Origin of the sequence: Pseudomonas putida (assembly GCF_003228315.1) — a bacterium.
Classification (GTDB): Bacteria; Pseudomonadota; Gammaproteobacteria; order Pseudomonadales; family Pseudomonadaceae; genus Aquipseudomonas; species Aquipseudomonas putida_S.
Genome location: NZ_CP029693.1, coordinates 5478760 through 5505632, shown reverse-complemented (window position 1 = coordinate 5505632; position 26873 = coordinate 5478760). Strand labels below are relative to the sequence as shown.

Here is a 26873-nt window from a genome sequence, read left to right as displayed (position 1 = left end):
AATCTCCGTCTCACTTACCCGGTAAATGAGCGGCACCACATCGAGGATCACTTCGATGTCGCGCTCCGAAAGAAGGCCGCCGGTTGATTTAAAAAATCGTCGATACGCACCTGCAATTGAGTCCAGTCAGGCACGGTCAACAGGGCCAGATCGGGGATCATCAGGCCGGTGCAATGGGCGGTGATGAACTCGGCACGCTCCTTGGGCGTCTTGAGTTTTTTCATCGCTTTGGTGGCACGCAATGCCGGCATTTCCAGGGTCAGTTCGGTCAAGGTGCGTCCCGCGACGGCGAGCGGTTGCAGCAACGTCACGGCATCGGGGTCGGTCGACGGTTGTTCACCATCGGCGGCTTGCTTGAGAAAGTGCGAGGCCGGCAAGGTCGACATCTCGTGTACGTATCGAGCGATGCTCACGTAGTCCGGGCGTTTGAGTTGGTCGAGTTCCTTGACCGAAAGCCCGGTGGCCAGCAGCGCCAGTTCAAAAAACTGGTCATCTTCATCGTCGCCCACACGGGCCAGGGCTTCTTTCTGTGCGGCGTAGTACAAGGGTTTGAGTTGGATGTGTTCGATCTGCACATTGTCGTCGGAAGTGATTGGCGACAGCAGGTCATGAACAGGAGGTGTCCAGGACATGAATGAATTCCTTGATGGTTCACATGAGGGGCGAATTGCCAGGTTCCTTGTGGGAGCGAGCCTGCTCGCGAATGCAAACTGCCAGCCGGCATCACCGCAGACAGATACACCGCTTTCGCGAGCAGGTTCGCTCCCACAGGTTTTGCGCCTTGAGTGTTACGGCAGCAGGACGGCGCGGCGGGCGTCGCCGAGAATGTCGACACCGTTGAGCACGAACTTCTGAGTGCGCACGTCGATGTCGATCACCGGGATGCCGTTTTCCAGGCGGTTGTAAGTGCGGCAGGACAGTTCAAGCGTGGTAGTGGGCTTGTCGCCCATCTTCAACTTCGCTTCAGCGAGGGATTTAAGCTTGCCGCCAACAGTGTGATAGGTGAACCAGGTATTTCCATCCTGATCCTGACCGGCTTCGCGCACATTCAACAGAATGTCGTCACCCAGTTTCACACCCAATGCCAGCAAAATTTCCGGGCCAGCACCTTGCAGTACAAGAGTGGCTCCCAGCACCTTACCGCTCTTGGCCATTTCCTCGGCGATGAAACGCCCACCGGACTGAGGCTCCATATCGAATTCGATTTTCGGCGGGGTGAACTCCTCCACCGTCGCCGACAACGGCAGGCCTTGCAGGGTGGCCGCGATGGCCTGTCTTACGCGGTTGGTAAACATTAGAGAACGTCCTCCAGGAACTGCTCGATGATTTCATCGCGGGCATTGAGTTGATAAACCATGTGCTCGTTCGGCGCGTAGCGACCGTAGTCGATGACCACGTACCAGGTGCCGTTCTTGTACTTCTCGACGCTGTTCAATTCCGGGTGCAGGTACACGCTGCCGCCGGGAATGGTTTCGTCGGCGACCAGGGTTTGCAGCCAGTCGTTGATGCGCTTGACCTCCTGATCCATGAACGACTTGGTCAGGTTCTTCGCCATGGCTTTCTGACCGGCCTTGACCAGCTTGCGGCTGATGGCGTCTTCCAGACCCACATAGCTGATGAACTTGCCGGTGATCGAGCGGTTACCCAGCAGCGAGAAGCCACCGAGGATGGTGCGGGCGTAGTAACTGATGCCGTAGCGATTGAGCAGATCGCCTTCGGTGGAGGTGTCGAGGATGTTGTATTCCACCACCCGCGAAACGTCTTCGGCGTAGGTCACCTGATTGCCAGGGCTTTCCCATTGCTTGACCTTGGCCAGGGCCGCGATGGCCAGGCTCGACGGCGACAGGAACACGTTTTTCTTCGCGGCCTTGGAGTACACCGACGGCATGTTGTGCACCAGCAGGCAGCGGTCGAAACCCAGCTCCGCGCCGCCCAGTTCCTGGCTGTAGGTCACTTGATCGGCGACTGCAGCGTCCTTGCCGTCGAGCACCACACGAGCCTTGATGCGCTTGCCGAAGGACGCGAATTCGCCAGCCACGGCCTTGGTACCGGTGAAGCCCGGCGCACCGATGATGGTCAGGTCCTCAGCTACACCGCTCAACGCGGCGAGACCGAGTTTGCGACCTGTCAGCGGTTCGATCCCGCCAATGACATTGTTCAGCGTGTCGGCAGGGGTATCGCCCTCTTCGACAATGACCACGTAGATCGGCACCTTGACCACTTTCAGGATCTGGAACACCGCGTGATACAGCGTACCCTCCTCGCTGCCGGTCGGATCGAGCAGCGCCTGGGTGGTGAAGCTGTTGATGCGGAACGGCGCGTTGCGCGGAATCAGTGGATCGGCCTTTGGCGCGGTGCCGATCAGACCGATGACGTTGTCCCCCAGGCCACCCATGGCCTCGGGAGATTCGGTGGCATTGACGGTGATGCCGTTGTGCTCGAAGTTCAAAACCTCAGCCATGGTTATTCAGCCTTCTTGGCAGCGGCCTTTTTGGCCGCAGTGGATGGAGAGGCCGACTCGGCAGCCTCGGTCTTTTTCAGCTCCAGGCGACCGGCGCTGCGCAACGCACTGGCCTCCACGTCGAGCAATTGCAGTTCCTGGCCGATGCTCGACCAGTGACCACGCCCCGTGGGGAATGGGACGAGCACGGTGTAGGTTTGGCGTTCTGCCATTTGTGTTACTCCATGAATGAAAAAGCCCCTTGGGTAAGGGGCTGTTGGGGGGGGGCTTGTTTGGCGGATAAGAAAACGCCCCGACGGTGCGGGGCGTTTATTTATGAAGGTCCAAGATCCAGGCCGGCGCGGAGGGCCGATGCTCTATCAAGGGAAAGCCCTTGGACGCTGGCCAATTGCGCAATTCCATGCGGTAAATCTGAAGCTGAGCGTACTGTTCGGCGGTCAATGTGGTCACTACTCCCTCTTCAGTTTCGTCGCGATGCCGACTGACTACTCGATCAGATAGATCCAGCTCACCATCACGCCAAGCTCGCGCATTGACCGCCAACTCATCTCCAGTCAACGGCAAAGGATCCAACAACAATGGACGGCCTTCGTCGTCACTACCTATACGTTTTCCCTCTGAATTTCCCTTTAGCAGTGCTGCGTGTTCATCACGAGTGATTGCAACGGCCCCTTCTGGAATAGCCGAACCATTTATTGCGGGATCGTAGAACCCACCCGATTTAGAGCAAAAAAACATTGGCGCCTCCTTAATATCCAATTGCAATCCACCGAATCATTCCCGCAGATGCCGTGTAATTGTTCTGAACCCGAAAGATCGACGTCGATAACGGCAACATTCCCGGAGCAAAAGACGAACTCGTGGTCATGGTCGTAAACCCCATGCTTACCGCCCACCAAAGAACAGCATTCGGAAAGGTCACCGGAAACGTCAGATCCTGAACTGGCCCAGGTACCGGGCCATTGGTCGCCTGCCCGACATTACTCGCCAACCCTCCCTGAATGATCAACCCGCTTGGCAATTTCTGATAACCGGCCAGGTCACTGAACGATGCGCCGAATGAACGTGTTTTCCCATATACCCCAGGCCCGGTGAGTAACCACAGACCGTTGCCGATATAGAGGCAATCAACAAAGGTGTCGGGAGGAATCGAGCGAGTTGTGGTCGTCCATGACCCGTCGATGTTTTCCTGCATTTTATCGGTGCCTTGAATCGCCAATCCCAGGGTAGTCACACCCCAATTCTGCACTCGTACGGTTGCCCCCGCCGGAATCACATTGGCCGTCGAGTCAGGCAAACTGTAGGAATTGGGGCCTGTACCGGAACAATGCACAACGCCACCAACATGCGAGACAACCCCTGTTAGCGCGCCGGAAAAGGCGTTGAACGCAGAGAATTGGTGGCCGCGACTGGCAACTGCCGACGCGTTCATCAGTTTAAGACTTGCATCAAATCGGGAGACGGTCGGAGCGGTTGGAGTTCCGGTGAAGATGGGCGAGGCTAAGGGTGCCCGCGACGTATCCATAGGGTGCCGATGATCTTCACGCGCCAGTTTGGTACTTGTTCCGACTGCCGCCGCACCATCCATCAGCGGCGCTATGGTTGCCAGGTCCGCGGCCATTTCCTGCTGGACAAACGCAGTAGTGGCGATTTGCGTGGTGTTGGCGCCCAATGCAGCCGTTGGTGCGGTGGGCACACCTACGAGGGCGGGTGATGCCAATGGAGCAAAACCATAAGTCACGTTCTGGAAGACCAATGCCGTGGTACCCAGAACAATCACCCCATCGGTTACCAACTGCCAACGAGTGTCAGCCTGCGTTGCCCCCTGCTCAACTGAAACCTGCAGGGCCGACGTCACTTCCACACTGCTGTCGGCATCCTCCGACCGCGACCAGGCACCATTGGCTACAACATACAAACCATTGTCTTTCGCCAATGTCTGGTTTTTAACCAGTACTCGATCACCAGCGATTACCGCCACGCCGTCAATTGTTTGGGGTGCACTCAAAACCATGTTGGCCGTGGTCGCGACTCGAACCGATTGTTTGGCGTCAAGCTTGTTCAACTCTGCAGCCACATAGTCCACAACCCACGCCCGCGTCGCCTTGACCACCGTGTCATCAATCAACAACGTCACCAACGACGCATTGCTGGTCTCGAAAATCGAGCGAATGTAGAACTCTTTCCCCGACCCCGACGTCGCCAATACCGGCTTGAACGACTCCGGGTATTTGACGATGGCGTACAAGATCCCGGTGTCGGTCCAGAGCCCGGCTTCACGCACATACCAGCCGCCCACTTCAGGCGGAATCGTGACCTCGGCCAGCAACCAACTCGGGTTCTTATCGTCCTGGAACAGCGCATTGAGCGGCCCGCGCCACACTTCACGCTTGAGCGCGGTGGCGGTCGCCGCCGGGTTGTAGACCGCGCCGCCACCGTCACCGACCGAAATCTGCGACAGTTTGATTGGCGTGCCCGCCGCCTTGCAGGCGGTTTCGTAGGCAATCCCTGCGTTGGTTAGCAGGGTGTAATAGTCAGCCATTCAGGCCCCCTGAGGATAAATAGTGGATGTTTCGACGCTGTAGAGTCCGGCAGCCATGAAGACATCGCCTGACACTTCCAGCCCTTCGATGACGATGGGAAAAACCGTGGTCAGCTCGCCGCACACCGTCGATGCGCCGATGACGTGGCTGCCGAAGGCACTCAAGCCGACAGACACGGACAGGGTGTCGCGTTCACTTTTGGCGTCTGCCAGCCGACGGTCGAGACGGGCATCGATGGCTTCGCTGTAAGGCTGTTCGGTGAAGGCCCTGACGGAAAAGCTGTAGGGCTGGCCCGGTGGCACCTGCTCGTACCAGGCGCGAACTTCAGGTATCAGGCGCAAGCCTTTGGCGGCGTTTTCCAGCGCCTGTCGTGTACCGGCCCGGCGTGCCGTGGGCCAGGCGAGTTCAACGGTCAGACGCTTTTCCGCCTCAACCGCTTCGGTACTCCACTCGCTGACACCCCGATCCGCCGCGAGATAGGGCAAAAACGCCAAGGGTGTGGTGGTCGGGTCCATCAACTCGGGAAACGGCGGCGCAATGCGATCAAGCAAGTCGCCGAACCCGAGGTCGAGTGCCTTTTCCAGTGCGCTGCTGTTGGCGGGTAACAAGCTCGGGCGAGAGGCAGAGTCACTCATAGCGTAAGCACCTCCACCTCGATGCCGGTGCAGTAAGGCGCCTCGAAGGCCGTCGCCACAATCGGCGCCAGCGGCTCGAGAATCTCCAGCTGAACTGCACCAGCGCCATGCAGTGTGTAGTCGATCCAGCTCGGATCGACTCTTCCTTCAAGGTGATGGCAGCTGTCGGCATAGGCTTGCAGTTGTTGCTGCGCAGCGACTTTCGTCAAACCGGAGTCGGGACCGGAGTTGATCCTGGCAGTTGCCCGAATCCTGTAGGGTTTGATGCGTGCACTCTGCACCGTGACCCGATCCGTTTCCGGCCGCACATCAGGTCGATCGAAGTGCCGGCGCACGCCGTCGAGCAAATCTGCGGAGGCTGTTCCATCTCCCTCCCGGGATAGCACCGTAACCATGACGTCACCCGGTGTCGTGCGCCGTCCGTTGCCATCCTTGACTTGCGCGGCAAACCCGTCGGGAGCGAATGTGTAGGTCACCGTCACCTGGCCTGCCGCGGCGGAATCAACCCTCACCATCGGGCGCTCGCCAAGGGTGAACACCTCGCGGCGGTACTGCATGCGCGAGCCGGCAGCCGGTGCGTGGGGCGCCAGGTAATAACGCAACCGCGCGTCATCATCGCTTTCGTACACAGGCGCAATCGACGGGAACGCCGCCGGGTCGCCGGGGTCGAGCAACTGACGCTCCAGCCCCATGTCTGCCAGGCGGGCATCGAGATTGCTCCCCGTCGCCCACCACGCCAGCATCTGTTTGATGCGAGCGTTGTACTTGCGCTCGTGCAATTGCAGGCGCACACAAAACGCTTCGAGGGCCAGGGTCAACAGTTCGCTTTCGTTCTCCAGACTGACCTTGAGTTTCGCTGCGCTCTGCGGAGCGCGGGCGCCGACGTACTCGACGACAAAGGTCTTGAACTCAGCCAGCAGATCCTCGAACGCTTCGACCGTGACGATCTCCGGCTCGGTCAGTTGATTCTGACCCGGTATCAACATGCTCATGTCACCACCTCAAACGTCTGATTCCGGTTTTGCCAGGTGCCAGCGAAACGCAGGAGCAACCCCGCGCCGTGACGGCTGGCGACAATGACCTGCGGCTTGAAATCGTTGATGCCGTTCTGGCTGTTATAGAACGCCTGCGCGGCGTGGCTCTGGGCCAGGATCAGCACGTCGTCGCCCAGGTTCTGCCCCAACAGATCCGGGATGGCAGAGCCATACAACGGCCGCTTCTGGCGTGTACCCAAAGGTGTGGTCAGCGCCCGGGTAGCGCGCTGCACAAACTGCGGCCAGTCGTCGACGGTCGCACCGGTGTTTCTGTCGATTCCTATCATTGGAAATACTCTTATGCCGAGCTGATCACGCGGCCCTGGTGATCCACCAACGGGCCGCTCAGGTGCACACCGGACGCATCCAGCCGTATACCGACTGTGCCCAGTTGCAATTCGATGGATTGAGGGCTCATTGCCAGGTGTGCCGGGCCAATGCTCAAGTCGAGCGATTCGCGATTACCGTTGAACGCGGCCGGGCCGTTCTTCCAGTGCAGCGCATGGCTGGCATCGTCGTAACTGCTTTCCGTACCGTCCCCATAGAGGCGACGCGTCAGCGATGCTTGTGTCGAGGGCGGGGGAAACCGATTGCCGTTGAGCCCGAATAAAGCAACGGATTGCGCGCTGCTTTCGCCGGCGCCATGGTTCAGCAGCAGGCATTGCTCTCCCATGGAGGGAATCCGCGATTCGCTTTGCGCCCCGGCGCTGGGATTGAAAAACCGAATGGCCGGGGTCAGCAATTCGCCGTGCAGCACCCGGCATGTATTGCTCGCGGCATCGACCTCCTGGCAGACGCCAATCCGGCACAGACTGTCAGTGCGTCGGTAAAGGTCTTCGAGCTCGGCCTCCATTTCCGCCAGGCGTTCAATGATCGGGCCAAGCTGCAGACGTAAAAGTGCATCGAACATGGCTCAGTCCTCGAGTTCGGTGTATTGGTCCGGGTCGTCGATGTCCGAAACTTCCCAGGTGCGGGCGAATTTGGGCGTGCCCAGGGGGTCGTCCAGCAGCGGTGTGCCGAAATACAGTGTTTGGGTGAAGGACAGGGTCCATGCAGGGAACGCCTGTGTGCCGTTGATCAATGAAGACGGGATCGCGTCCAGGTTCGCGGGCAGATCACATTGATCGCCCGACAATCCCCATCGGTTATCCGTGACCAGATTCTTGAGTGCGCTGGTCAAGTCGCAGGCGGCAAGGCTTGGGTATGCGGGACGCGTCACGGTTTGCAGGGAAATCGTCAGCACGTGGGCGATGCGCCCATCACTGGCGCGGTCATTCGCTGCGTTACGTTCAATGGCGACCAATACCCATGGCTGATCGCCTGCATCGATGAAATCCTCACGACTGCCGACATTGATACTCAATGGTGAACTGCGCAGCGCAGCGACAATCGCGGCAAAAAGCTGCGAAGGTTTTTCGATCACTAGGGCCATAAAAACTTCCTGTTCATGGGTCGATGGGGTCACTGTTGATCGGAGCGAGAGTCACGTGACGGCACCTCGCAAACCCCAATGCGCTTGGCCGCCCAGCGTTCATAAAGCCCGATGGCCACATCCGCCCCCGCCATCGCGGTGAGGCATCCAAAAGCGCTCGCGCCCCAGATCGACATCCCGGCGGCATACAGCAGCATGAAGGCCGAGACCCCGCAGACCATGCAGGCCCCGGAGCGCAAGGCCAGACGGCGCAGCAAGGACCAACCGCGGGCGCCGTCCTTGTCGGCGCGCCACATTTCGCCGGATACCCCGCCCACCAGGGCGAGGACGATGACGAGCCAGATCGGCATGTCCAGCAACGCTTGTTGCTCGTTTGTCATGTCACGCCTCCCGGAGTGATTGATGAAAGATTTGGAGACTTGATTCGAAAGTCGTTTATCGAGGTAGGCATTCCAAAAAGCCCGACGTGAATCGGGCTTTTCAGCAATGCGGTCCTTCGCGTCGACCTTTCGGCGCTACTGGCGCGGTACGGGTCTGTTCAAATTGTTCCTCCGACCGCGGCCCACCTGCCCGCCGGATAACTGCTTGTGGTGCTTTACGCTGCACACCCGGGTCAGTTGCCAACCCTCTGAACCGTTGAGGCCGGTTCATCGCTGCCTTTTGGTGGAACTAAAGAGCTTCGTTTCGAGCCACTTTGTGTAGCGGCTTGAGACAAAGAATATGCATGGATGCATATACAGTCAATGCGTTAATGCATTTATTTATGCACAGAAAATGCACCAACGCATGAAAAACCCCGTAATCAAAGGCGAAGGCAGGTTCTGGAAGGCGAAAAAAAACCCGCCTGAGGGCGGGTTTTGTCTGACTGTGATGGGTTACCGGGCGTACATGCCCCACCAGAAGACGTGGCCGAGGATCACGATTTGCTCTTCCTGCATTTCCTGGAAGCTGTAGTCCTCGTCGGGATGCTCATCGCGATTGAAGCTGCGCAGGCGAATGCCGGTTGGCAGGCGATAGAGCTGTTTCACCCGCAGTTGGCCGTTGTGGTTGATCGCATAAAGGTCGCCATCAATGATGTCGCCTATACCGGACTTACCCGCATTGACCCCGACCGTGGCGCCGTCGCGCAGCACCGGCAGCATGCTGTTGCCACGCACGGTCACGCATTTTGCCTGGTCGAACTGCACACCGTTATGGCGCAGGCTGCGCTTGCCGAAGCGCAAGCTAGCGCGCTCGCTCTCTTCAATGACAAATCTTCCTGATCCCGCGGCCAATTCAACCTCGCGAAGAAAGGGGACCGACACCTCGTCGTCATCGACGGGCGTATCGTCGTCCCACAGACTTATGTCCTTGAGTTCCGAATGTGATTGATCGCGTCCGCCAGCAGCTGCCTGCGCGACATCCGCGCGGCCACGCAACTGGTCGGTGCTCACCGAGAAGTAGTCAGCAATCTTCGAGATGTGTTTATCCGAGGGATCGACGATCTTCCCGCTGAGGATCCGCGAAAGAGTTGATTGAGGCACGCCGGTACGACGGTGAAGCTCCGTGGGGGAGATCCCGTGTTGGTCGAGCAGTGCTCTGAGGACGGTAGAAACATTGCGTTTTTGCATAACGCGCATAATGAGGGTTCTTCTCAGGGAAGACAAATGCTGATTTGCATATATTGCGCATAAAAACGCATTAAGGGACCGTGCAGCGTTCATGTCTGCGTCCGGCGGACCGCCCATGTTAATCTTGCGCCCATCGCGGAAAAGCCGGGCCGATGCCCCATCCTTGTCCCACACCTTTCATCGAGTTTTCCGATTCCCAATGAATAAAGCCGTTTCCGATCTGTCCTCCCACACCCCGATGATGCAGCAGTACTGGCGCCTGAAAAACCAGCACCCAGATCAGTTGATGTTCTACCGCATGGGTGACTTCTACGAGATTTTCTATGAGGACGCGAAGAAGGCCGCCAAGTTGCTGGACATCACCCTGACCGCCCGCGGCCAGTCGGCTGGGCAGGCGATTCCAATGTGCGGGATTCCTTACCATGCCGCCGAAGGCTATCTGGCGAAACTGGTGAAGCTTGGCGAGTCGGTGGTGATCTGCGAACAGGTTGGCGACCCGGCCACCAGCAAAGGGCCGGTGGAGCGTCAGGTGGTGCGCATCATCACGCCGGGAACGGTGAGTGACGAGGCGCTGCTGGATGAACGTCGCGACAATCTGATCGCTGCCGTTCTCGGCGATGAGCGCCTGTTTGGCCTGGCGGTGCTGGACATCACCAGCGGCAACTTCAGCGTGCTGGAAATCAAGGGTTGGGAAAACCTGCTGGCGGAACTGGAGCGGGTCAACCCGGTGGAACTGCTGATCCCGGATGACTGGCCGAAAGACCTGCCGGCGGAGAAACGCCGCGGTGTTCGCCGTCGCGCGCCCTGGGATTTCGAGCGTGATTCGGCGTTTAAAAGCCTGTGTCAGCAATTCTCCACCCAGGACCTCAAAGGTTTTGGCTGCGAGACCCTGACCCTGGCCATCGGTGCCGCCGGTTGCCTGCTGGCCTACGCCAAGGAAACCCAGCGCACCGCCCTGCCCCATTTGCGCAGCCTGCGTCATGAGCGCCTGGACGATACCGTGGTGCTGGACGGCGCGAGCCGTCGCAACCTGGAACTGGACACCAACCTGGCCGGCGGTCGCGACAACACGCTGCAATCGGTGGTCGATCGTTGCCAGACCGCCATGGGCAGCCGCCTGCTGACCCGCTGGCTGAACCGCCCGCTGCGCGATCTGAGCGTTTTGCTGGCACGCCAGACGTCGATCTCCTGCCTGCTGGACGGCTATCGCTTTGAAAGGCTGCAGCCGCAACTCAAGGAAATCGGCGACATCGAGCGGATTCTTGCGCGTATCGGCCTGCGTAATGCTCGCCCGCGAGACCTTGCACGCCTGCGTGACGCCCTCGGTGCGCTGCCCGAGCTGCAAGTGGCGATGACCGAGCTGGAAGCACCGCACCTGCAAACGCTGGCGAAGACCACCGGCACCTACCCCGAACTGGCTGCACTGCTGGAAAAGGCCATCATCGACAATCCGCCAGCGGTGATCCGTGACGGCGGCGTGTTGAAGACCGGTTACGACAGCGAACTCGATGAGTTGCAATCGCTCAGCGAAAACGCCGGGCAATTCCTGATCGACCTCGAAGCCCGTGAAAAAGCCCGCACTGGCCTGTCGCACCTGAAGGTCGGCTACAACCGCATCCACGGTTACTTCATCGAGTTGCCAAGCAAGCAGGCCGAATCGGCGCCGGCGGACTATATCCGCCGCCAGACGCTCAAGGGGGCCGAGCGCTTTATCACGCCGGAACTCAAGGCCTTCGAAGACAAGGCGCTGTCGGCCAAGAGCCGTGCCCTGGCCCGGGAAAAGATGCTCTACGAAGCGCTGCTCGAAGACCTGATCGCTCAACTGCCACCGCTGCAGGACACCGCCTCGGCACTCGCCGAACTCGATGTATTGAGCAACCTGGCCGAGCGGGCGCTGAACCTCGATTTGAACTGCCCGCGTTTCGTCAGCGAGCCGTGCATGCGCATCACCCAGGGTCGTCATCCGGTGGTTGAGCAAGTGCTGACCACGCCATTTGTGGCCAACGACCTGAACCTCGATGACAACACGCGCATGCTGGTCATTACCGGTCCGAACATGGGCGGTAAATCCACCTACATGCGTCAGACCGCATTGATCGTGCTGCTGGCCCACATCGGCAGTTTCGTGCCAGCGGCCAGCTGTGAGTTGTCGCTGGTCGATCGGATTTTCACCCGGATCGGCTCCAGTGATGACCTGGCAGGTGGGCGTTCGACCTTTATGGTGGAAATGAGCGAAACCGCCAACATCCTGCACAACGCCACCGAGCGCAGCCTGGTACTGATGGACGAAGTCGGACGCGGCACCAGTACGTTCGACGGCCTGTCCCTGGCCTGGGCAGCAGCGGAGCGACTGGCACACTTGCGCGCCTACACGTTGTTCGCCACCCATTACTTCGAGCTGACAGTCCTTCCTGAAGCTCAGCCGCTGGTAGCCAACGTGCACCTCAATGCCACCGAGCACAACGAACGCATCGTGTTCCTGCATCACGTGCTGCCCGGGCCTGCGAGCCAGAGTTACGGCTTGGCAGTGGCACAACTGGCGGGCGTTCCAAGCGAGGTCATTCTGCGCGCCCGTGAGCATTTGAGCCGCCTGGAAGACACTGCCCTGCCCCATGAAGCCCCCAAACCCGCCAAAGGCAAACCGGCCGCGCCACTGCAGAGCGATATGTTCGCCAGCCTGCCGCACCCGGTGCTGGATGACTTGGCCAAGCTCGATCTGGACGACATGACGCCACGGCGTGCACTCGAAATGCTCTATACACTAAAGACACGGATCTAACGCACCGGCTTGCAAGCTGTTAGAATCTCGCGCGGTTTGGGATGCTGCTGGCTATTAGCCTGGCCAGCAGACTATCGCTCCCGAACCTTGCGACCCCCACGTGAAGGGGCGCAGCAAGCCGCGCCTGAGGAGAAAATTAGAAATGACCTTCGTCGTCACCGACAACTGCATCAAGTGCAAGTACACCGACTGCGTAGAAGTCTGTCCGGTGGACTGCTTTTACGAAGGCCCGAATTTCCTGGTGATTCACCCGGATGAGTGCATCGACTGCGCACTGTGCGAACCTGAATGCCCTGCTGTGGCCATCTTCTCCGAAGATGAAGTCCCAGCCGGTATGGAAAACTTCCTGGCATTGAACCTGGAACTGGCTGAAGTCTGGCCAAACATCACCGAGCGCAAGGATCCGCTGCCGGATTCCGCCGACTGGGATGGCAAGCCAAACAAGATCGAACACCTCGAACGCTGATTACCCGCGCGTTCCCGAAAAAGGCCCCACAAGGGCCTTTTTGCTTTTTTGCAGGCAAAAAAAAGGGGCGGTTTGACCCGCCCACTTTCTTTCCCTATTCCCTGTGTTTCCTTTTCATCGTCCTGATGAATCGCTTCCTGCGATGTCCTTGCCCCTTCATCCTTGAAGGGTGTGCATGTCCGTTTACACACCCCGGATACTAATCCGATCCTGAATCAGAGCAACCACTCTTCTGGGTCAAAACAGCCTGTCACACGCCGTTAACCTTATAAACTTCTCTTGTTTTTCAATTACATAAAATCATCTGGCAACACCACAGGCCGACTGCCTCTCTGTAAAAATAACGAACACTTACGAAAAGAGTAAGCGATGGCTTACAACTCTCGTCCGCAAACCCGAGCGATTCCGGCCTTTGCAGCGGTTTTCTCCCTGGCAACAAAAAGCCCCGAACAGTCGGGGCTCTTTGTTGCCAGCTATACGAAGCTGTTATTGAAACAGCGACTCGCTCGACAGGCCATTTTTCTCCAGGATCTCCCGAAGTCGTTTCAGGCCTTCCACCTGAATCTGTCTGACCCGTTCCCGGGTCAGGCCAATTTCCAGACCTACGTCTTCAAGGGTACTGCTCTCATGGCCGCGCAGACCGAAGCGGCGAACTACCACCTCGCGTTGTTTGTCGGTCAGCTCAGACAGCCATTGATCGATGCTCTGGGACAGGTCGTCATCCTGCAGCAGTTCGCATGGATCGGTCGGACGATCGTCGGTGAGGGTGTCCAGCAGGGTTTTATCCGAATCCGGACCCAGCGAGACGTCGACCGAAGAAACCCGCTCGTTCAGGCCGAGCATCCGCTTGACCTCTCCCACCGGTTTTTCCAGCAGGTTGGCGATTTCTTCGGGTGAGGGTTCATGGTCGAGTTTTTGTGTCAGTTCCCGTGCGGCCCGAAGGTACACGTTGAGCTCCTTGACCACATGGATCGGCAACCGGATGGTCCGGGTCTGATTCATGATCGCGCGCTCGATGGTCTGACGAATCCACCAGGTTGCGTAAGTCGAGAAGCGGAAGCCGCGCTCCGGGTCGAACTTCTCCACCGCCCGGATCAAGCCCAGGTTGCCCTCTTCGATCAGATCAAGCAGCGACAAGCCACGATTGACGTAACGCCGGGCGATTTTCACCACCAGCCGCAGGTTACTTTCGATCATGCGTTTGCGCCCGGCCGGATCTCCACTTTGCGACAGGCGCGCAAAATGAACTTCTTCTTCGGGGGACAATAGCGGGGAAAAGCCGATTTCATTGAGGTACAGCTGCGTGGCATCTAGCGCCCGAGTGTAGTCAATGTACTTGTGTTGCTTTAACGAAGCGGAGTGTTTGGATTTGGCACGAACGGAAGGTGAAGCCGCCCCTTCATCATTCGACATCGAATCCGTATCGATGCCGGTCTCCATCAGGAGAACCTCATCGTCGATGTCAAACTCCGGCACTTCTTTACTGAGAGCCATTGTTATAGTCCTTTGGTGAGTTCGACCCCAAGCTCAAGCGGCGCCTTTATCCTTGGCAACGCTGGAGCCTGTCCCCTCTACGCGACGGAACAGGCTGGTAGCAATCAACGGCGTGGCAGGAATTGCAGCGGATCTACAGGTTTACCTTGGCGGCGAATCTCAAAATGCAGTTTCACCCGGTCTGTACCCGTTGACCCCATTTCGGCAATTGTCTGTCCAACCTTGACCTGCTGCCCCTCCCGAACCAACAACCTGCGGTTATGACCGTAGGCACTGACGTAGGTTTCGCTGTGCTTGATGATGACCAATTCGCCGTAGCCCCTTAAGCCACTCCCGGCGTATACCACTGTCCCATCAGACGCAGCTAAAACAGGCTGTCCCAAATCTCCGGCGATATCAATTCCTTTATTCAAACTACCGTTTGAAGAGAATTTTCCAATCAAAATGCCATTAGAAGGCCATCCCCAGCCCGTTGGGGCTGGGCCGGGAGGCGGCAAAGGTGCGGGCGCCGGCTTGTTCGCGACGGACGGTGCAACCGCCGGCGTGGTGGTCGTAGCACCGTCGACCGGACGCCGAATCACCGTGGTTTTACTCGAGGACGACGGTGTTGAATTGCTCGAGCTCACGACCGCCGTCGACGTTGAACCACTACGGCCATCGAAGCGAATCGTCTGACCCGGATGGATCGTGTAGGGCTCGGAAATGTTGTTACGCGCGGCCAGGGCCTTGTAGTCCCAGCCGTAGCGAAAGGCGATCGAGAACAGGGTGTCTTTCGGGCGGACAACGTACTGCCCCGTGGTCACTGCCGGGCGCTGGGCCACGGCATTGTTGCGGTCGACGACGCGTACGTCGCTGGATTTATTGCTGGAACAACCAACCAGCAAGGTGCTCATGACAAGGCCAGTCACCAGGCGCTGAAAGCTCGTTTTACCCATACGCTGCGCAATGACTGTGAGACTCACCCGCCGCTCCCTTTGTGGTGGCTGAAAATATGATTTGCCCATGTGTCGGCACGAAATGTCGCAAGTATAACGGCCCGTGCGGGCTTTACTCTTAATGAAGCGAAATGGCTTCGCGCACACGTTTGCCGTTACACAAAACAGCCTGTTTAACTCATCGATGCCGCAGTAAGACAAAGACCATCGAAGAGAATTCAGCGTGCTTGAATAAATGCTCAGGCCAGGGGTCCGTTGAGCAACGGGACGAAGCGAACCGCCCCCAGAACACGCCTGGAATAACCCTGCTCCTCGCGAATGATCAGCATCAATTGCTGTACCTCGCCGGACCCCACCGGAATCACCAGACGCCCCCCGGGCGCGAGTTGATCGAGCAATGCCTGGGGTACGTCGGTCGCCACGGCGGTCACGATGATGCCGTTGTAAGGGGCCAGCGCCGGCCAGCCTTCCCAGCCATCGCCCCAGCGAAACACCACGTTGCGCAGATTCAACTCGACAAGACGCTCCTTGGCCCGATCCTGCAGCACCTTGATGCGTTCGACGGAGAAGACCCGTTCAACCAGCTGCGACAGCACTGCCGTCTGATAGCCCGAACCGGTGCCGATTTCCATCACCTTGTCCAGTGGGCCCGCCTCCAGCAGCAGCTCGCTCATGCGAGCCACCATATAAGGTTGGGAGATGGTCTGGTTATGTCCGATCGGTAGCGCCGTGTCCTCGTAGGCACGGTGCGCCAGCGCTTCATCGACGAACAGGTGACGCGGAGTACGACGGATGACTTCCAGCACTTTGGCGTTGGAAACCCCTTCCTCGTACAGGCGCTGGATGAGGCGTTCGCGGGTACGCTGCGAGGTCATGCCGATGCCGCGACGCAGCATATCGTCTTGCTCACGAGACATTAGCGCAGCCCCTCCAGCCAGCCATCCAGGCTTCTGAATGCCTCATTGAAGGTGCGATCCAGTTGCAGTGGCGTGATGGACACATAGCCCTGCATCACCGCATGGAAATCGGTGCCCGGCCCGCCATCTTCAGCGTCCCCGGCGGCGGCGATCCAGTACCCTGCCTTGCCACGCGGGTCGACCACTTTCATTGGCGCGGCGGCGCGGGCGCGATGACCCAGGCGTGTCAGTTGCACACCGCGAATGTGTTCCAGCGGCAGATTGGGAATGTTCACGTTCAGAACCGTGCGCGGTGGCAAATCGAGATCCGCCTGGGCCTCGACCAGTTTTCGCGCAAAGTAGGCGGCCGTCGGCAGGTTGTCGACCTGACGCGAGACCAGCGAAAAGGCGAACGCGGGACGCGTGAGGAAACGCCCTTCGAGCGCCGCCGCCACGGTTCCGGAATACAGGACATCGTCCCCCAGGTTGGCGCCCAGGTTGATCCCCGACACCACCATGTCCACGTCACGCTCCAGTAAACCGTTGAGGCCCAGGTGCACACAGTCGGTCGGCGTGCCGTTGATGCTGATGAAGCCGTTGGCCAACGTGTGCGGATGCAACGGGCGGTCGAGCGTCAGCGAGCTGCTGGCGCCGCTTTTGTCCTGGTCCGGGGCGATAACCACGCATTCGGTGTAATCCGCCAGCGCAGCATGAAGCGCGGCGAGACCGGGTGCGGTTACCCCATCGTCGTTAGAAATCAGAATACGCATGGGCTGTCCGTCTGCCCTACCGGCACCAGATCAACAAGCTCGCGCACCAATACGGTGGCGAAGCATCCGGCCGGCAGGACGAATTCCAGTTGCAGAATGTCAGGCTCGGGATAATGCCACGTCAACCCGGCAATGGGCAGCCGCAGGATTCGACGTTCGTGACTCATTCCGGCATTGATCAACCAATCGCGAAGGTCGGCTTCGCGAGCGGCGATAGCCTGCTCCAGTTCATGGACAGCGCCCGTGGTCGGCGAGTCACCTTCACCCCACTGCGGCCCGGTCGGGTGCAGATCGAGAATCGCCAGGCGCGGGTCGCTGCATTCGGCCTCACCGGCGGGGAAAAAGCTGCGGCTGTCGGTGAACGCCAGCAGATCACCGACCTGTGCGCGCTGCCAGGTGCCGTCGGCAACGCGCGCAGCCAAGACCTGGTTGAACAGAAAACTGCGAGCAGTCGAGAGCAGGCGCGAACGCACATTGCGCTGCTCCGGCAAGGCCTTGCGCGCGGCCCAGGCACGGGCATCGACCACGTTACCGCCGTCATGCCCGAAGCGCTGAGCACCGAAATAATTGGGGATGCCGTGTTTGGCGATCAGTTGCAGGCGGGCTTCGATCGCATCCTTGTCGCCAGCGAACTGGGTCAGGCGCAAGGTGAAGCCGTTGGCCGAATGAGCGCCGCGTTGCAGCTTGCGTTTGTGCCGGCTGGTCTTGAGGATTTTCAGCGTATCGTTTTCCGCTGCCGACAGGTCGGGATCGGCCTTGCCTGGCAGTTGCACACTGAACCACTGCCGGGTCAGTGCCTGACGGTCCTTGAGCCCCGCGTAACTGACAGTGCGCAATGGCACACCGGCGGCCTTGGCAATGCGCCGCGCCGCTTCCTCGGTGTTCAGACCACGCTTCTCCACCCAGATCCACAGGTGCTCGCCGTCGCCGCTCAGGGGAATATCGAGCACTTCGTCGACCTGAAAATCTTCGGCAATGGCTTTCAATACCGCCGTACCGAGGGCGTCGCCGTAGGCTCGTGGGCCAAGCAATTGCAGTTCATTCATGCGCGCAGCAACAAGGCAACGGAATGCACGGCAATGCCTTCCTCGCGACCGACAAAGCCCAGCTTCTCGGTAGTGGTGGCTTTCACGTTCACTTGATCCAACTCAACTTGAAGATCCGCGGCAATCAGCGCGCGCATCGATTCGATATGCGGGGCCATTTTCGGCGCCTGGGCGACTATGGTGTTGTCGACGTTGCCGATCTTCCAACCTTTGGCGTGGACCAGTGCAACGACATGCCGCAGCAGCACACGGCTGTCGGCACCCTTGAACTGCGGGTCGGTGTCCGGGAAGTGCTTGCCGATATCGCCTAGTGCGGCTGCGCCGAGCAAGGCATCGCTCAAGGCATGCAGCAAGACGTCACCGTCTGAATGAGCGAGCAGCCCGAAGCCGTGTGCGATCCGCACGCCGCCCAGAGTAATGAAATCGCCTTCAGCGAAACGGTGTACATCGTAGCCGTGGCCAATACGCATAAAAAAACGCCCCGATTTTTGTCAGGGCGTGATTCTACCTGCTATTGAGCACCTAGAGCATGCGCGTGATGCCGCAAGTGATCTTCGATGAAACTGGCAATGAAGAAGTAGCTGTGGTCGTAGCCCGGTTGCAAGCGCAACGTCAGCGGATGACCGGCCAGTTTGGTCGCCTGCTGCAGGGCTTCAGGCTTGAGCTGGTTGGCAAGGAAATCGTCGCGATCGCCCTGATCGACCAGCAACGGCAGTTTTTCAGCTGCCTCGGCGATCAAGGCACAGGCATCCCACTCACGCCATTTCGAACGGTCTTCGCCCAGATAGCGGGAAAACGCCTTTTGCCCCCAGGGGCAGTCCATCGGGTTGTTGATCGGCGAGAACGCCGACACCGACAGATAACGCCCCGGATTGCGCAATGCACAAACCAGCGCACCATGACCGCCCATGGAGTGGCCACTAATGCCACGCTTGTCCGATGCCGGGAAATGGCTTTCGACCAATGCCGGCAATTCCTGCACGACATAGTCATGCATCCGATAGTGGCGCGACCAGGGTTCCTGGGTGGCATTCAGGTAGAACCCCGCACCGAGCCCGAAGTCCCAGGCACCGTCCGGATCACCCGGCACGTCGGCGCCGCGAGGGCTGGTGTCCGGCGCAACAATGATCAGCCCCAGTTCGGCGGCCACGCGCATGGCGCCGGCCTTCTGCATGAAGTTCTCGTCAGTGCAGGTCAGGCCCGACAACCAGTAGAGCACCGGCAGCTTGCCGCCCTGCTCCGCTTGCGGCGGCAGATAGACGGCGAACACCATGTCGCAGCCGAGCACGTCGGAGCGGTGCCGATAACGTTTGTGCCAGCCGCCAAAACTTTTCTGGCAGGAAATATTTTCAAGGCTCATGGCAGACCTCAGAAATGAATGACGGAGCGAATGCTTTTTCCTTCATGCATCAGGTCGAATGCCTTGTTGATATCTTCCAGGCCCATGGTGTGGGTGATGAAGGTATCCAGCGGGATCTCGCCTTTTTCGGACATCTCCACGTAGCTTGGCAGCTCGGTACGGCCACGCACGCCACCAAACGCCGAACCGCGCCAGACGCGACCGGTGACCAACTGGAATGGACGGGTAGAGATTTCCTGGCCGGCACCGGCGACACCGATGATCACCGACTCGCCCCAGCCCTTGTGGCAGCACTCAAGCGCAGCGCGCATCAATTGCACATTGCCGATGCACTCGAAGGAGAAGTCCACGCCGCCGTCGGTCATGTCGACGATGACCTCCTGGATCGGACGGTCGAAGTCTTTCGGGTTTACACAATCGGTTGCACCCAGCTGTTTGGCGATTTCGAATTTGGCCGGGTTGATGTCGATGGCGATGATGCGAGCCGCCTTGGCTTTGACCGCGCCGATCACGGCCGACAGACCAATGCCGCCGAGGCCGAAAATGGCCACGGTGTCACCCGGTTTCACCTTGGCGGTGTTCAGTACTGCGCCGATACCGGTGGTGACGCCACAGCCCAGCAGGCAGACTTTTTCCAGCGGCGCTTCCTTGGCGATTTTGGCCACGGAAATTTCTGGCAGCACCGTGTATTCGGAGAAGGTGGAAGTCCCCATGTAGTGGAAAATCGCTTCGCCCTTGTAGGAAAAACGCGAAGTACCGTCCGGCATCAAACCCTTGCCCTGAGTGGCACGAATCGCCTGACACAGGTTGGTCTTGCCCGACAGGCAGAACTTACATTTGCGGCATTCCGGGGTGTACAGCGGAATCACGTGATCGCCCACGGCTACGGAGGTTACGCCCTCGCCGATCGCCTCAACGATCGCCCCGCCCTCATGACCGAGAATCGACGGGAAAATACCTTCCGGGTCAGCGCCCGACAGTGTGTAGGCATCGGTATGGCAGACACCGGAAGCCACCACGCGCAGCAACACTTCACCCGCCTTGGGCATGGCGACATCCACTTCAACGATCTCCAGAGGTTTCTTGGCCTCGAAGGCAACGGCAGCGCGCGACTTGATCATGGTGCTTCTCCAGTGAATTAAAACGAGACAGGGAGTGTAATACGGCGCCCCACAGTGAATAATCCGGACAAAAGCAAAACATTATTGCCGTACAGGGATAATCATCGATGTCCGAAAGTCGTTGGGAAGGTATAGATGAGTTCGTTGCCGTTGCCGAATGCAGCCAGTTCACCGCGGCTGCCGAACGATTGGGGGTTTCTTCCTCCCATATCAGTCGTCAAATCGTACGTCTCGAAGAGCGTTTGCAAACACGACTGCTCTATCGAAGTACTCGCCGGGTCGCGCTGACCGAAGCCGGGCAAACCTTCCTGCAACACTGCCAGCGCCTGCAGGATGGCCGCGAAGAGGCACTGCGAGCCGTGGGCGATCTGACCAGCGAGCCCAAAGGCATGTTGCGCATGACCTGTGCCGTGGCCTACGGCGAACGCTTCATCGTGCCCCTGGTGACGCGATTCATGGGGCTGTACCCGCAACTGCGGATCGACATCGAACTGAGCAATCGCCAACTGGACCTGGTGCATGAAGGCCTGGACCTGGCCATTCGCCTGGGACGCCTGCAGGACTCGCGACTGGTCGCCACGCGCCTGGCACCACGGCGCATGTTTCTCTGTGCCTCGCCCTCCTACCTGGAACGTTATGGTCGTCCACACAGCTTGTCGGAGCTGAGCCGGCATAACTGCCTCATTGGCAGTTCGGACCTGTGGCAACTGGAGCAGAACGGGCGGGAATTTTCGCAACGAGTACAGGGAAATTGGCGCTGCAACAGCGGGCAGGCGGTGCTGGATGCGGCGCTACAGGGTGTCGGGTTGTGCCAGCTGCCGGATTATTACGTGCTGGAACATCTGAAAAGCGGCGCGTTGATTTCGCTGCTCGAGGCGCATCAACCGCCGAATACGGCAGTCTGGGCGCTGTATCCGCAGCAGCGGCATCTGTCGCCGAAGGTGCGCAAGCTGGTGGATTACTTGAAGGAAGGGTTGGCGCAGAGGCCTGAATACCGGGTGTGTTAGCGGCGGTTGGCCCAGCGCTGACGCAGCCATTCGAGATCCTCGGGGCGAGTGACCTTGAGGTTGTCGGACCGTCCTTCGATCAGGCGCGGTGACTGGCCCGTCCACTCCATGGCCGACGCTTCATCGGTGATCACTGCGTCTGCCACCAGGCTGTCCGCCAACGCCCGATGCAGGGCACCAAGACGAAACATCTGTGGCGTATAGGCTTGCCAGATCACGCTGCGGTCCACGGTTTCGACGACACGACCGTGTTTGTCGACCCGCTTGAGCGTGTCCCGTGCTGGCACCGCCAGCAAACCACCCACTGGATCATCCGCCAGCTCGGCGAGCAGGTTATCCAGATCGTCACGACTCAAGTTGGGACGTGCCGCATCGTGAACCAGCACCCAATCTTCATCACCAGCGCCCTGCCCGTGCAAATGCAGCAAGGCATTGAGCACCGAACCGGAACGTTCGGCACCACCTTCGACACGGGCAATGCGCGGATCGCTGGCACAAGCCAGGTTCGGCCAGTAAGGATCATCGACAGCAAGACTGACCACCACACCTTTGAGGCATGGATGATCAAGGAAACAGCCAAGGCTGTGTTCGAGAATAGTGCGCCCGCCCAGTTGCAAGTATTGCTTGGGACGGTCCGCGGCCATACGGGCACCGACGCCCGCGGCGGGAATCACGGCCCAGAAGGCCGGCAGGGACTGGTTCATTGTGCCAACTGGTAAAGGGTTTCACCGTCCTTGACCATGCCCAGTTCATGGCGAGCCCGCTCTTCAACGGTCTCCATGCCCTTTTTCAACTCACTGACTTCAGCGTCCATCACCCGGTTGCGCTCAAGCAACGCCTGGTTCTCGGCTTGCTGATCCGCAATCTGCTGCGTCAGCTCGGCCACTTGCGCCAGGCTACCATTGCCCACCCATAGGCGGTACTGCAGGCCAGCCAGCAACAGGAGCAAGACGAGGAACAACCAATTGGGACTGCGCATCGAATATCAGGTATCCAGTGGAAAAAGACCGCCACAGCAAAACATGAAGCGACTGATAGCACGAAGCCTGGAAGACCCAGGCTTGTGCTTATAAGGCATCAGATTAGTGGCAAAAACGTCGCCGTAGCGAATATTACGACACAATCTGTCGTCTTTTTTTCAGCCATCAATCAACCGCGGAACTCGCCACGACCGTTGTACTTGGCTTTGCCGTTCAACTGCTCTTCGATACGCAGCAGTTGGTTGTACTTGGAAACGCGGTCGGAACGGCACAGGGAGCCGGTCTTGATCTGGCCTGCCGAAGTGCCCACGGCCAGGTCGGCAATGGTCGAATCTTCGGTTTCGCCCGAACGGTGCGAGATAACGGCGGTGTAACCGGCAGCCTTGGCCATCTGGATGGCTTCCAGGGTTTCGGTCAGGGTGCCGATCTGGTTGAACTTGATCAGGATCGAGTTGGCGATCTTCTTGTCGATGCCTTCTTTCAGGATCTTGGTGTTGGTCACGAACAGGTCGTCGCCCACCAGCTGGGTCTTCTCGCCGATCTTGTCGGTGAGGATCTTCCAGCCAGCCCAGTCGGACTCGTCCAGACCGTCTTCGATGGAGATGATCGGGTAACGCTCGGTCAGGCCTTTCAGGTAATCGGCGAAACCTTCAGCAGTGAACACCTGGCCTTCGCCGGACAGGTTGTACTTGCCGTCTTCGTAGAATTCGCTGGCCGCGCAGTCCAGAGCCAGGGTCACGTCGGTGCCCAGCTTGTAGCCGGCGTTGGCGACGGCTTCGGAGATCACTTTCAAGGCGTCTTCGTTGGAAGCCAGGTTAGGCGCGAAACCACCTTCGTCACCCACGGCAGTGCTCAGGCCACGGGCCTTCAGAACGGCTTTGAGGTGATGGAAGATTTCGGTGCCCATGCGCAGGCCTTCCGAGAAGGACTTGGCGCCAACCGGCTGAACCATGAACTCCTGGATGTCGACGTTGTTATCGGCGTGCTCGCCACCGTTGATGATGTTCATCATCGGAACCGGCATCGAGTAGACACCCGGGGTGCCGTTCAGGTTGGCGATGTGAGCGTACAGCGGCAGGTCCTGATCCTGTGCGGCGGCCTTGGCTGCTGCCAGGGAAACGGCGAGGATCGCGTTGGCGCCCAGGGTCGCTTTGTTTTCGGTGCCGTCCAGCTTGATCATCGCCAGGTCCAGCGCTTTCTGGTCGCTTGGGTCAGTGCCCTTGAGCAGGTCGCGGATCGGGCCGTTGATGTTGGCTACGGCCTTGAGGACACCCTTGCCCAGGTAACGGCTCTTGTCGCCATCACGCAGCTCGAGTGCTTCACGCGAGCCAGTGGAAGCACCGGACGGCGCGCAGGCGCTGCCGATGATGCCGTTATCGAGAAGCACATCCGCTTCCACGGTGGGATTGCCACGGGAGTCGAGAACTTCACGACCTTTGATGTCGACGATTTTAGCCATTGTTGTAAACACTCCAAAGTTGACGAAAACGACGCAGCTAGAGGAAATCTTTTACCGTCGGCAAGCGATGTACAGCGGGGCAGACTTGCGGACGATAAGGCTCAGGCCCGAGGGCCTGAGCGTTAAATCGTGCGGTACTTTACCGGAGAAATGAGGATTACGCGGTTTCTACCGTCGGAAAACTCTTAACCAGTTCGTCCAGCGCTTTGAGCTGGGCCAGGAATGGCTCCAGTTTGTCCAGACGCAAGGCACAAGGGCCGTCGCATTTGGCGTTGTCCGGATCCGGATGGGCTTCCAGGAACAGACCGGCCAGAGACTGGCTCATGCCGGCTTTCGCCAGGTCGAGGACCTGGGCACGGCGACCACCCGCGGAATCAGCGCGACCGCCCGGCATTTGCAGGGCGTGGGTCACGTCGAAGAACACCGGGTATTCGAACTGCTTCATGATGCCGAAACCCAGCATGTCGACGACCAGGTTGTTGTAGCCGAAGCTCGAACCGCGCTCGCAGAGGATCAACTGATCGTTACCTGCTTCCACGCACTTGTTCAGGATGTGTTTCATTTCCTGAGGCGCGAGGAACTGGGCTTTCTTGATGTTGATCACCGCACCGGTCTTCGCCATCGCGACCACCAGGTCGGTCTGGCGCGACAGGAAGGCCGGCAACTGGATGATGTCGCAGACTTCAGCGACGACCGCGGCCTGCTCAGGCTCGTGGACGTCGGTGATGATCGGTACGCCGAAGGCTTGCTTGATGTCCTGGAAAATCCGCATGCCCTCTTCCAGGCCGGGGCCACGGTAAGAGTTGACGGAGGAACGGTTGGCCTTGTCGAAGCTGGCCTTGAACACGTAAGGAATACCCAGTTTCTGGGTAACCTTCACGTATTCTTCGCAGACCTGCATCGCCATATCGCGGCTTTCCAGCACGTTCATGCCACCGAACAGCACCATCGGCTTGTCGTTGGCAATCTCGATTTCGCCTACGCGGATGATCTTCTGCGCCATCAGGTTTACGCCTTCTTCTGGTGTTGTGCCAAAGCAGCTTTAACGAAACCGCTGAACAACGGGTGACCGTCACGAGGCGTCGAGGTGAACTCCGGGTGGAACTGGCAAGCAACGAACCATGGATGATCCGGTGCCTCTACCACTTCAACCAGCGCGCCATCACCGGAACGACCGGAGATCTTCAGGCCGGCTTCCATGATTTGTGGCAGCAGGTTGTTGTTCACTTCGTAGCGGTGACGGTGACGCTCGACGATCACGTCCTTGCCGTAGCAATCGTGCACCTTGGAACCGGCTTCGAGCAGGCATTCCTGAGCGCCGAGGCGCATGGTGCCGCCCAGGTCGGACGCTTCGGTACGCACTTCAACCGCGCCGGTGGCGTCTTCCCACTCGGTGATCAGGCCCACTACCGGATGGCCGCTGGCACGATCGAACTCGGTGGAGTTGGCGTCTTTCCAGCCCATGACGTTACGAGCGAACTCGATGACCGCCACTTGCATGCCCAGGCAGATACCCAGGTACGGCACCTTGTTCTCACGAGCGTATTGAACGGCAGTGATCTTGCCTTCCACGCCACGCAGACCGAAACCGCCAGGTACCAGGATCGCGTCGACGCCTTCCAGCAGCGCAGTGCCCTGGTTTTCGATGTCTTCGGAATCGATGTAGCGCAGGTTGACCTTGGTACGGTTGCTGATGCCGGCGTGACTCATCGCTTCGATCAGCGACTTGTAGGCGTCCAGCAGTTCCATGTACTTGCCGACCATGGCGATGGTGACTTCGTGCTCAGGGTTGAGCTTGGCATCGACGACCTTGTCCCATTCGGACAGGTCGGCACCGCCGCATTGCAGGCCGAAACGCTCGACGACGAAATCGTCCAGCCCCTGTGCGTGCAGGATGCCTGGGATCTTGTAGATGGTGTCGGCGTCTTCCAGACCGATGACCGCACGTTCTTCAACGTTGGTGAATTGCGCGATCTTGCGACGGGAGGAAACATCGATCGGGTGATCGGAGCGGCACACCAGCACGTCAGGCTGCAGGCCGATGGAGCGCAGTTCCTTGACCGAGTGCTGGGTTGGCTTGGTTTTGGTCTCGCCGGCGGTGGCGATGTACGGCACCAGCGTCAGGTGCATCAGCATCGCGCGCTTGGCGCCGACTTCGAAACGCAGCTGACGGATGGCCTCGAGGAACGGTTGCGACTCGATGTCACCCACGGTACCGCCGATCTCGACCATGGCCACGTCGGCATCGCCAGCACCCTTGATGATGCGGCGCTTGATTTCGTCGGTGATGTGCGGAATCACCTGGATGGTTGCACCCAGGTAGTCACCACGGCGCTCTTTGCGCAGCACGTGCTCGTAGACGCGACCGGTGGTGAAGTTGTTGTTCTGGGTCATGGTCGTGCGGATGAACCGCTCGTAGTGACCCAGATCCAGGTCGGTCTCGGCGCCGTCGTGGGTGACGAACACTTCGCCGTGCTGGAACGGGCTCATGGTGCCCGGGTCGACGTTGATGTACGGATCCAGCTTCAGCATGGTGACCTTAAGTCCCCGCGCCTCCAGGATGGCCGCCAAGGATGCCGATGCAATGCCTTTCCCCAATGAAGAAACAACACCGCCCGTGACGAATATGTAGCGCGTCATGAAAAACCCTAGAAGTCTGCGTTAAAGCGGTCCGAGCCGCCGGGGAAAGCGAAGGAAGGCCGAAGCCCCCGATCACCTGCATTAATCACAGTGCACCTTTCAAAAAAACCGCCGCGTTGGGACAGACCGGTAGATGAAACACCGGTACGTTGCTCGCTACACATTTTTTGGAATCGCCCAGCAAAGACTGCTTGGTAATCGGCAA

29 protein-coding genes are annotated in these 26873 nt (G+C 59.1%); 3 read left to right on the top strand and 26 right to left on the bottom strand.

Annotated features, from left to right (window positions below; genetic code table 11):
- Nucleotides 1–47: 47 nt before the first annotated feature.
- From DKY63_RS25750 to DKY63_RS25685, 13 genes are all read right to left on the bottom strand, one after another.
- Nucleotides 48–632, bottom strand: coding sequence for a phage tail assembly protein (locus DKY63_RS25750; RefSeq protein WP_110966692.1), 585 nt, complete (start codon nt 630–632; stop codon nt 48–50).
- A gap of 156 nt (nt 633–788) precedes the next feature.
- Entirely contained in the window at nt 789–1295 is a 507-nt protein-coding gene (locus DKY63_RS25740; RefSeq protein WP_110966690.1) for a phage major tail tube protein, read from the bottom strand.
- Entirely contained in the window at nt 1295–2461 is a 1167-nt protein-coding gene (locus DKY63_RS25735; protein WP_110966689.1) for a phage tail protein, read from the bottom strand. The genes DKY63_RS25740 and DKY63_RS25735 overlap by 1 nt, the downstream gene beginning before the upstream one ends.
- A 2-nt stretch (nt 2462–2463) precedes the next feature.
- The gene (locus DKY63_RS25730; protein ID WP_110966688.1) at nt 2464–2673 is read right to left on the bottom strand and encodes a hypothetical protein; all 210 of its coding nucleotides are present in this window, start codon (nt 2671–2673) and stop codon (nt 2464–2466) included.
- Between the two features lie 97 nt (nt 2674–2770).
- Nucleotides 2771–3226: a phage tail assembly chaperone gene (locus DKY63_RS25725; protein ID WP_239499328.1), complete on the bottom strand. Its 456-nt coding sequence runs from the start codon at nt 3224–3226 to the stop codon at nt 2771–2773.
- A complete protein-coding gene (locus DKY63_RS32730; RefSeq protein WP_239499327.1) occupies nt 3210–5003 on the bottom strand; it encodes a phage tail protein in 1794 nt (597 codons plus the stop codon). The genes DKY63_RS25725 and DKY63_RS32730 overlap by 17 nt, the downstream gene beginning before the upstream one ends.
- Complete coding sequence (locus DKY63_RS25715; RefSeq protein ID WP_110966686.1) at nt 5004–5639, bottom strand: phage tail protein I; 636 nt, start codon at nt 5637–5639, stop codon at nt 5004–5006.
- A complete protein-coding gene (locus DKY63_RS25710; RefSeq protein WP_110966685.1) occupies nt 5636–6631 on the bottom strand; it encodes a baseplate J/gp47 family protein in 996 nt (331 codons plus the stop codon). The genes DKY63_RS25715 and DKY63_RS25710 overlap by 4 nt, the downstream gene beginning before the upstream one ends.
- Nucleotides 6628–6960 (bottom strand): phage baseplate protein, encoded by a 333-nt coding sequence (locus DKY63_RS25705; protein ID WP_110966684.1) that lies wholly within the window; start codon nt 6958–6960, stop codon nt 6628–6630. Before DKY63_RS25705 ends, DKY63_RS25710 begins: the two co-directional genes overlap by 4 nt.
- An 11-nt stretch (nt 6961–6971) precedes the next feature.
- Nucleotides 6972–7583 (bottom strand): phage baseplate assembly protein V, encoded by a 612-nt coding sequence (locus tag DKY63_RS25700; protein ID WP_110966683.1) that lies wholly within the window; start codon nt 7581–7583, stop codon nt 6972–6974.
- A 3-nt stretch (nt 7584–7586) separates the two neighbouring features.
- On the bottom strand, nt 7587–8105 hold the full coding sequence (locus DKY63_RS25695; protein WP_110966682.1) for a hypothetical protein: 519 nt from the start codon (nt 8103–8105) through the stop codon (nt 7587–7589).
- Nucleotides 8106–8134: 29 nt separating this feature from the next.
- On the bottom strand, nt 8135–8485 hold the full coding sequence (locus DKY63_RS25690) for a phage holin family protein (protein ID WP_110966681.1): 351 nt from the start codon (nt 8483–8485) through the stop codon (nt 8135–8137).
- 495 nt (nt 8486–8980) lie between these two features.
- Nucleotides 8981–9715 carry an XRE family transcriptional regulator gene (locus DKY63_RS25685; RefSeq protein WP_110967983.1) on the bottom strand — a complete coding sequence of 245 codons (735 nt, stop codon included), beginning with the start codon at nt 9713–9715 and terminating at the stop codon, nt 8981–8983.
- 199 nt (nt 9716–9914) lie between these two features.
- Between DKY63_RS25685 and mutS the strand changes: the two genes are divergently transcribed.
- Together mutS and fdxA are read left to right on the top strand one after the other, a co-directional pair.
- On the top strand, nt 9915–12494 hold the full coding sequence (mutS, locus tag DKY63_RS25680; RefSeq protein WP_110966680.1) for a DNA mismatch repair protein MutS: 2580 nt from the start codon (nt 9915–9917) through the stop codon (nt 12492–12494).
- A gap of 142 nt (nt 12495–12636) precedes the next feature.
- Entirely contained in the window at nt 12637–12960 is a 324-nt protein-coding gene (gene fdxA / locus DKY63_RS25675; protein WP_110966679.1) for a ferredoxin FdxA, read from the top strand.
- 486 nt (nt 12961–13446) lie between these two features.
- Here the strand turns inward: fdxA and rpoS are convergent, their stop codons facing one another.
- From rpoS to DKY63_RS25635, 8 genes are all read right to left on the bottom strand, one after another.
- A complete protein-coding gene (gene rpoS / locus DKY63_RS25670; protein WP_110966678.1) occupies nt 13447–14454 on the bottom strand; it encodes an RNA polymerase sigma factor RpoS in 1008 nt (335 codons plus the stop codon).
- Nucleotides 14455–14558: 104 nt separating this feature from the next.
- Entirely contained in the window at nt 14559–15416 is an 858-nt protein-coding gene (locus DKY63_RS25665) for a peptidoglycan DD-metalloendopeptidase family protein (protein ID WP_110966677.1), read from the bottom strand.
- A gap of 212 nt (nt 15417–15628) precedes the next feature.
- Nucleotides 15629–16264, bottom strand: a complete 636-nt coding sequence (locus DKY63_RS25660) for a protein-L-isoaspartate(D-aspartate) O-methyltransferase (RefSeq protein ID WP_204354371.1) — start codon at nt 16262–16264, stop codon at nt 15629–15631.
- A gap of 41 nt (nt 16265–16305) precedes the next feature.
- Complete coding sequence (gene surE, locus DKY63_RS25655) at nt 16306–17055, bottom strand: 5'/3'-nucleotidase SurE (RefSeq protein ID WP_110966675.1); 750 nt, start codon at nt 17053–17055, stop codon at nt 16306–16308.
- Complete coding sequence (gene truD, locus DKY63_RS25650; protein WP_110966674.1) at nt 17043–18101, bottom strand: tRNA pseudouridine(13) synthase TruD; 1059 nt, start codon at nt 18099–18101, stop codon at nt 17043–17045. The genes surE and truD overlap by 13 nt, the downstream gene beginning before the upstream one ends.
- A complete protein-coding gene (ispF, locus tag DKY63_RS25645) occupies nt 18098–18571 on the bottom strand; it encodes a 2-C-methyl-D-erythritol 2,4-cyclodiphosphate synthase (protein WP_110966673.1) in 474 nt (157 codons plus the stop codon). The genes truD and ispF overlap by 4 nt, the downstream gene beginning before the upstream one ends.
- 41 nt (nt 18572–18612) lie before the next feature.
- Nucleotides 18613–19461, bottom strand: coding sequence for an S-formylglutathione hydrolase (fghA, locus tag DKY63_RS25640; RefSeq protein WP_110966672.1), 849 nt, complete (start codon nt 19459–19461; stop codon nt 18613–18615).
- A gap of 8 nt (nt 19462–19469) precedes the next feature.
- Nucleotides 19470–20582, bottom strand: a complete 1113-nt coding sequence (locus DKY63_RS25635; RefSeq protein WP_110966671.1) for an S-(hydroxymethyl)glutathione dehydrogenase/class III alcohol dehydrogenase — start codon at nt 20580–20582, stop codon at nt 19470–19472.
- A 107-nt stretch (nt 20583–20689) separates the two neighbouring features.
- Between DKY63_RS25635 and DKY63_RS25630 the strand changes: the two genes are divergently transcribed.
- A complete protein-coding gene (locus tag DKY63_RS25630; RefSeq protein WP_110966670.1) occupies nt 20690–21589 on the top strand; it encodes a LysR substrate-binding domain-containing protein in 900 nt (299 codons plus the stop codon).
- On the opposite strand, the gene ispD is transcribed toward DKY63_RS25630, so the two are convergent.
- The 5 genes from ispD to DKY63_RS25605 form a co-directional block, all read right to left on the bottom strand.
- Nucleotides 21586–22293, bottom strand: a complete 708-nt coding sequence (ispD, locus tag DKY63_RS25625) for a 2-C-methyl-D-erythritol 4-phosphate cytidylyltransferase (RefSeq protein ID WP_110966669.1) — start codon at nt 22291–22293, stop codon at nt 21586–21588. The two genes, DKY63_RS25630 and ispD, sit on opposite strands and share 4 nt — an antisense overlap.
- A complete protein-coding gene (gene ftsB, locus DKY63_RS25620; RefSeq protein ID WP_007996937.1) occupies nt 22290–22568 on the bottom strand; it encodes a cell division protein FtsB in 279 nt (92 codons plus the stop codon). Before ftsB ends, ispD begins: the two co-directional genes overlap by 4 nt.
- Nucleotides 22569–22738: 170 nt before the next feature.
- Nucleotides 22739–24028, bottom strand: a complete 1290-nt coding sequence (gene eno / locus DKY63_RS25615; protein WP_110966668.1) for a phosphopyruvate hydratase — start codon at nt 24026–24028, stop codon at nt 22739–22741.
- Between the two features lie 157 nt (nt 24029–24185).
- A complete protein-coding gene (gene kdsA / locus DKY63_RS25610; RefSeq protein ID WP_110966667.1) occupies nt 24186–25031 on the bottom strand; it encodes a 3-deoxy-8-phosphooctulonate synthase in 846 nt (281 codons plus the stop codon).
- 5 nt (nt 25032–25036) lie between these two features.
- Nucleotides 25037–26668, bottom strand: a complete 1632-nt coding sequence (locus tag DKY63_RS25605) for a CTP synthase (protein WP_110966666.1) — start codon at nt 26666–26668, stop codon at nt 25037–25039.
- Between the last annotated feature and the right edge of the window lie 205 nt (nt 26669–26873).

Coding starts and splice junctions, on each gene's coding strand:
- DKY63_RS25685 (WP_110967983.1), bottom strand. CDS start 9,715: ATGCAAAAACGCAATGTTTCTACCGTCCTCAGAGCACTGCTCGACCAA.
- mutS (WP_110966680.1), top strand. CDS start 9,915: ATGAATAAAGCCGTTTCCGATCTGTCCTCCCACACCCCGATGATGCAG.
- DKY63_RS25730 (WP_110966688.1), bottom strand. CDS start 2,673: ATGGCAGAACGCCAAACCTACACCGTGCTCGTCCCATTCCCCACGGGG.
- DKY63_RS25710 (WP_110966685.1), bottom strand. CDS start 6,631: ATGAGCATGTTGATACCGGGTCAGAATCAACTGACCGAGCCGGAGATC.
- DKY63_RS25740 (WP_110966690.1), bottom strand. CDS start 1,295: ATGTTTACCAACCGCGTAAGACAGGCCATCGCGGCCACCCTGCAAGGC.
- ispD (WP_110966669.1), bottom strand. CDS start 22,293: ATGAACCAGTCCCTGCCGGCCTTCTGGGCCGTGATTCCCGCCGCGGGC.
- DKY63_RS25700 (WP_110966683.1), bottom strand. CDS start 7,583: ATGTTCGATGCACTTTTACGTCTGCAGCTTGGCCCGATCATTGAACGC.
- DKY63_RS25605 (WP_110966666.1), bottom strand. CDS start 26,668: ATGACGCGCTACATATTCGTCACGGGCGGTGTTGTTTCTTCATTGGGG.
- DKY63_RS25660 (WP_204354371.1), bottom strand. CDS start 16,264: ATGACCTCGCAGCGTACCCGCGAACGCCTCATCCAGCGCCTGTACGAG.
- ftsB (WP_007996937.1), bottom strand. CDS start 22,568: ATGCGCAGTCCCAATTGGTTGTTCCTCGTCTTGCTCCTGTTGCTGGCT.
- surE (WP_110966675.1), bottom strand. CDS start 17,055: ATGCGTATTCTGATTTCTAACGACGATGGGGTAACCGCACCCGGTCTC.
- DKY63_RS25715 (WP_110966686.1), bottom strand. CDS start 5,639: ATGAGTGACTCTGCCTCTCGCCCGAGCTTGTTACCCGCCAACAGCAGC.
- rpoS (WP_110966678.1), bottom strand. CDS start 14,454: ATGGCTCTCAGTAAAGAAGTGCCGGAGTTTGACATCGACGATGAGGTT.
- DKY63_RS25635 (WP_110966671.1), bottom strand. CDS start 20,582: ATGATCAAGTCGCGCGCTGCCGTTGCCTTCGAGGCCAAGAAACCTCTG.
- DKY63_RS25695 (WP_110966682.1), bottom strand. CDS start 8,105: ATGGCCCTAGTGATCGAAAAACCTTCGCAGCTTTTTGCCGCGATTGTC.
- fghA (WP_110966672.1), bottom strand. CDS start 19,461: ATGAGCCTTGAAAATATTTCCTGCCAGAAAAGTTTTGGCGGCTGGCAC.
- DKY63_RS25705 (WP_110966684.1), bottom strand. CDS start 6,960: ATGATAGGAATCGACAGAAACACCGGTGCGACCGTCGACGACTGGCCG.
- DKY63_RS25735 (WP_110966689.1), bottom strand. CDS start 2,461: ATGGCTGAGGTTTTGAACTTCGAGCACAACGGCATCACCGTCAATGCC.
- DKY63_RS32730 (WP_239499327.1), bottom strand. CDS start 5,003: ATGGCTGACTATTACACCCTGCTAACCAACGCAGGGATTGCCTACGAA.
- eno (WP_110966668.1), bottom strand. CDS start 24,028: ATGGCTAAAATCGTCGACATCAAAGGTCGTGAAGTTCTCGACTCCCGT.
- DKY63_RS25690 (WP_110966681.1), bottom strand. CDS start 8,485: ATGACAAACGAGCAACAAGCGTTGCTGGACATGCCGATCTGGCTCGTC.
- fdxA (WP_110966679.1), top strand. CDS start 12,637: ATGACCTTCGTCGTCACCGACAACTGCATCAAGTGCAAGTACACCGAC.
- truD (WP_110966674.1), bottom strand. CDS start 18,101: ATGAATGAACTGCAATTGCTTGGCCCACGAGCCTACGGCGACGCCCTC.
- ispF (WP_110966673.1), bottom strand. CDS start 18,571: ATGCGTATTGGCCACGGCTACGATGTACACCGTTTCGCTGAAGGCGAT.
- DKY63_RS25750 (WP_110966692.1), bottom strand. CDS start 632: ATGTCCTGGACACCTCCTGTTCATGACCTGCTGTCGCCAATCACTTCC.
- DKY63_RS25630 (WP_110966670.1), top strand. CDS start 20,690: ATGTCCGAAAGTCGTTGGGAAGGTATAGATGAGTTCGTTGCCGTTGCC.
- kdsA (WP_110966667.1), bottom strand. CDS start 25,031: ATGGCGCAGAAGATCATCCGCGTAGGCGAAATCGAGATTGCCAACGAC.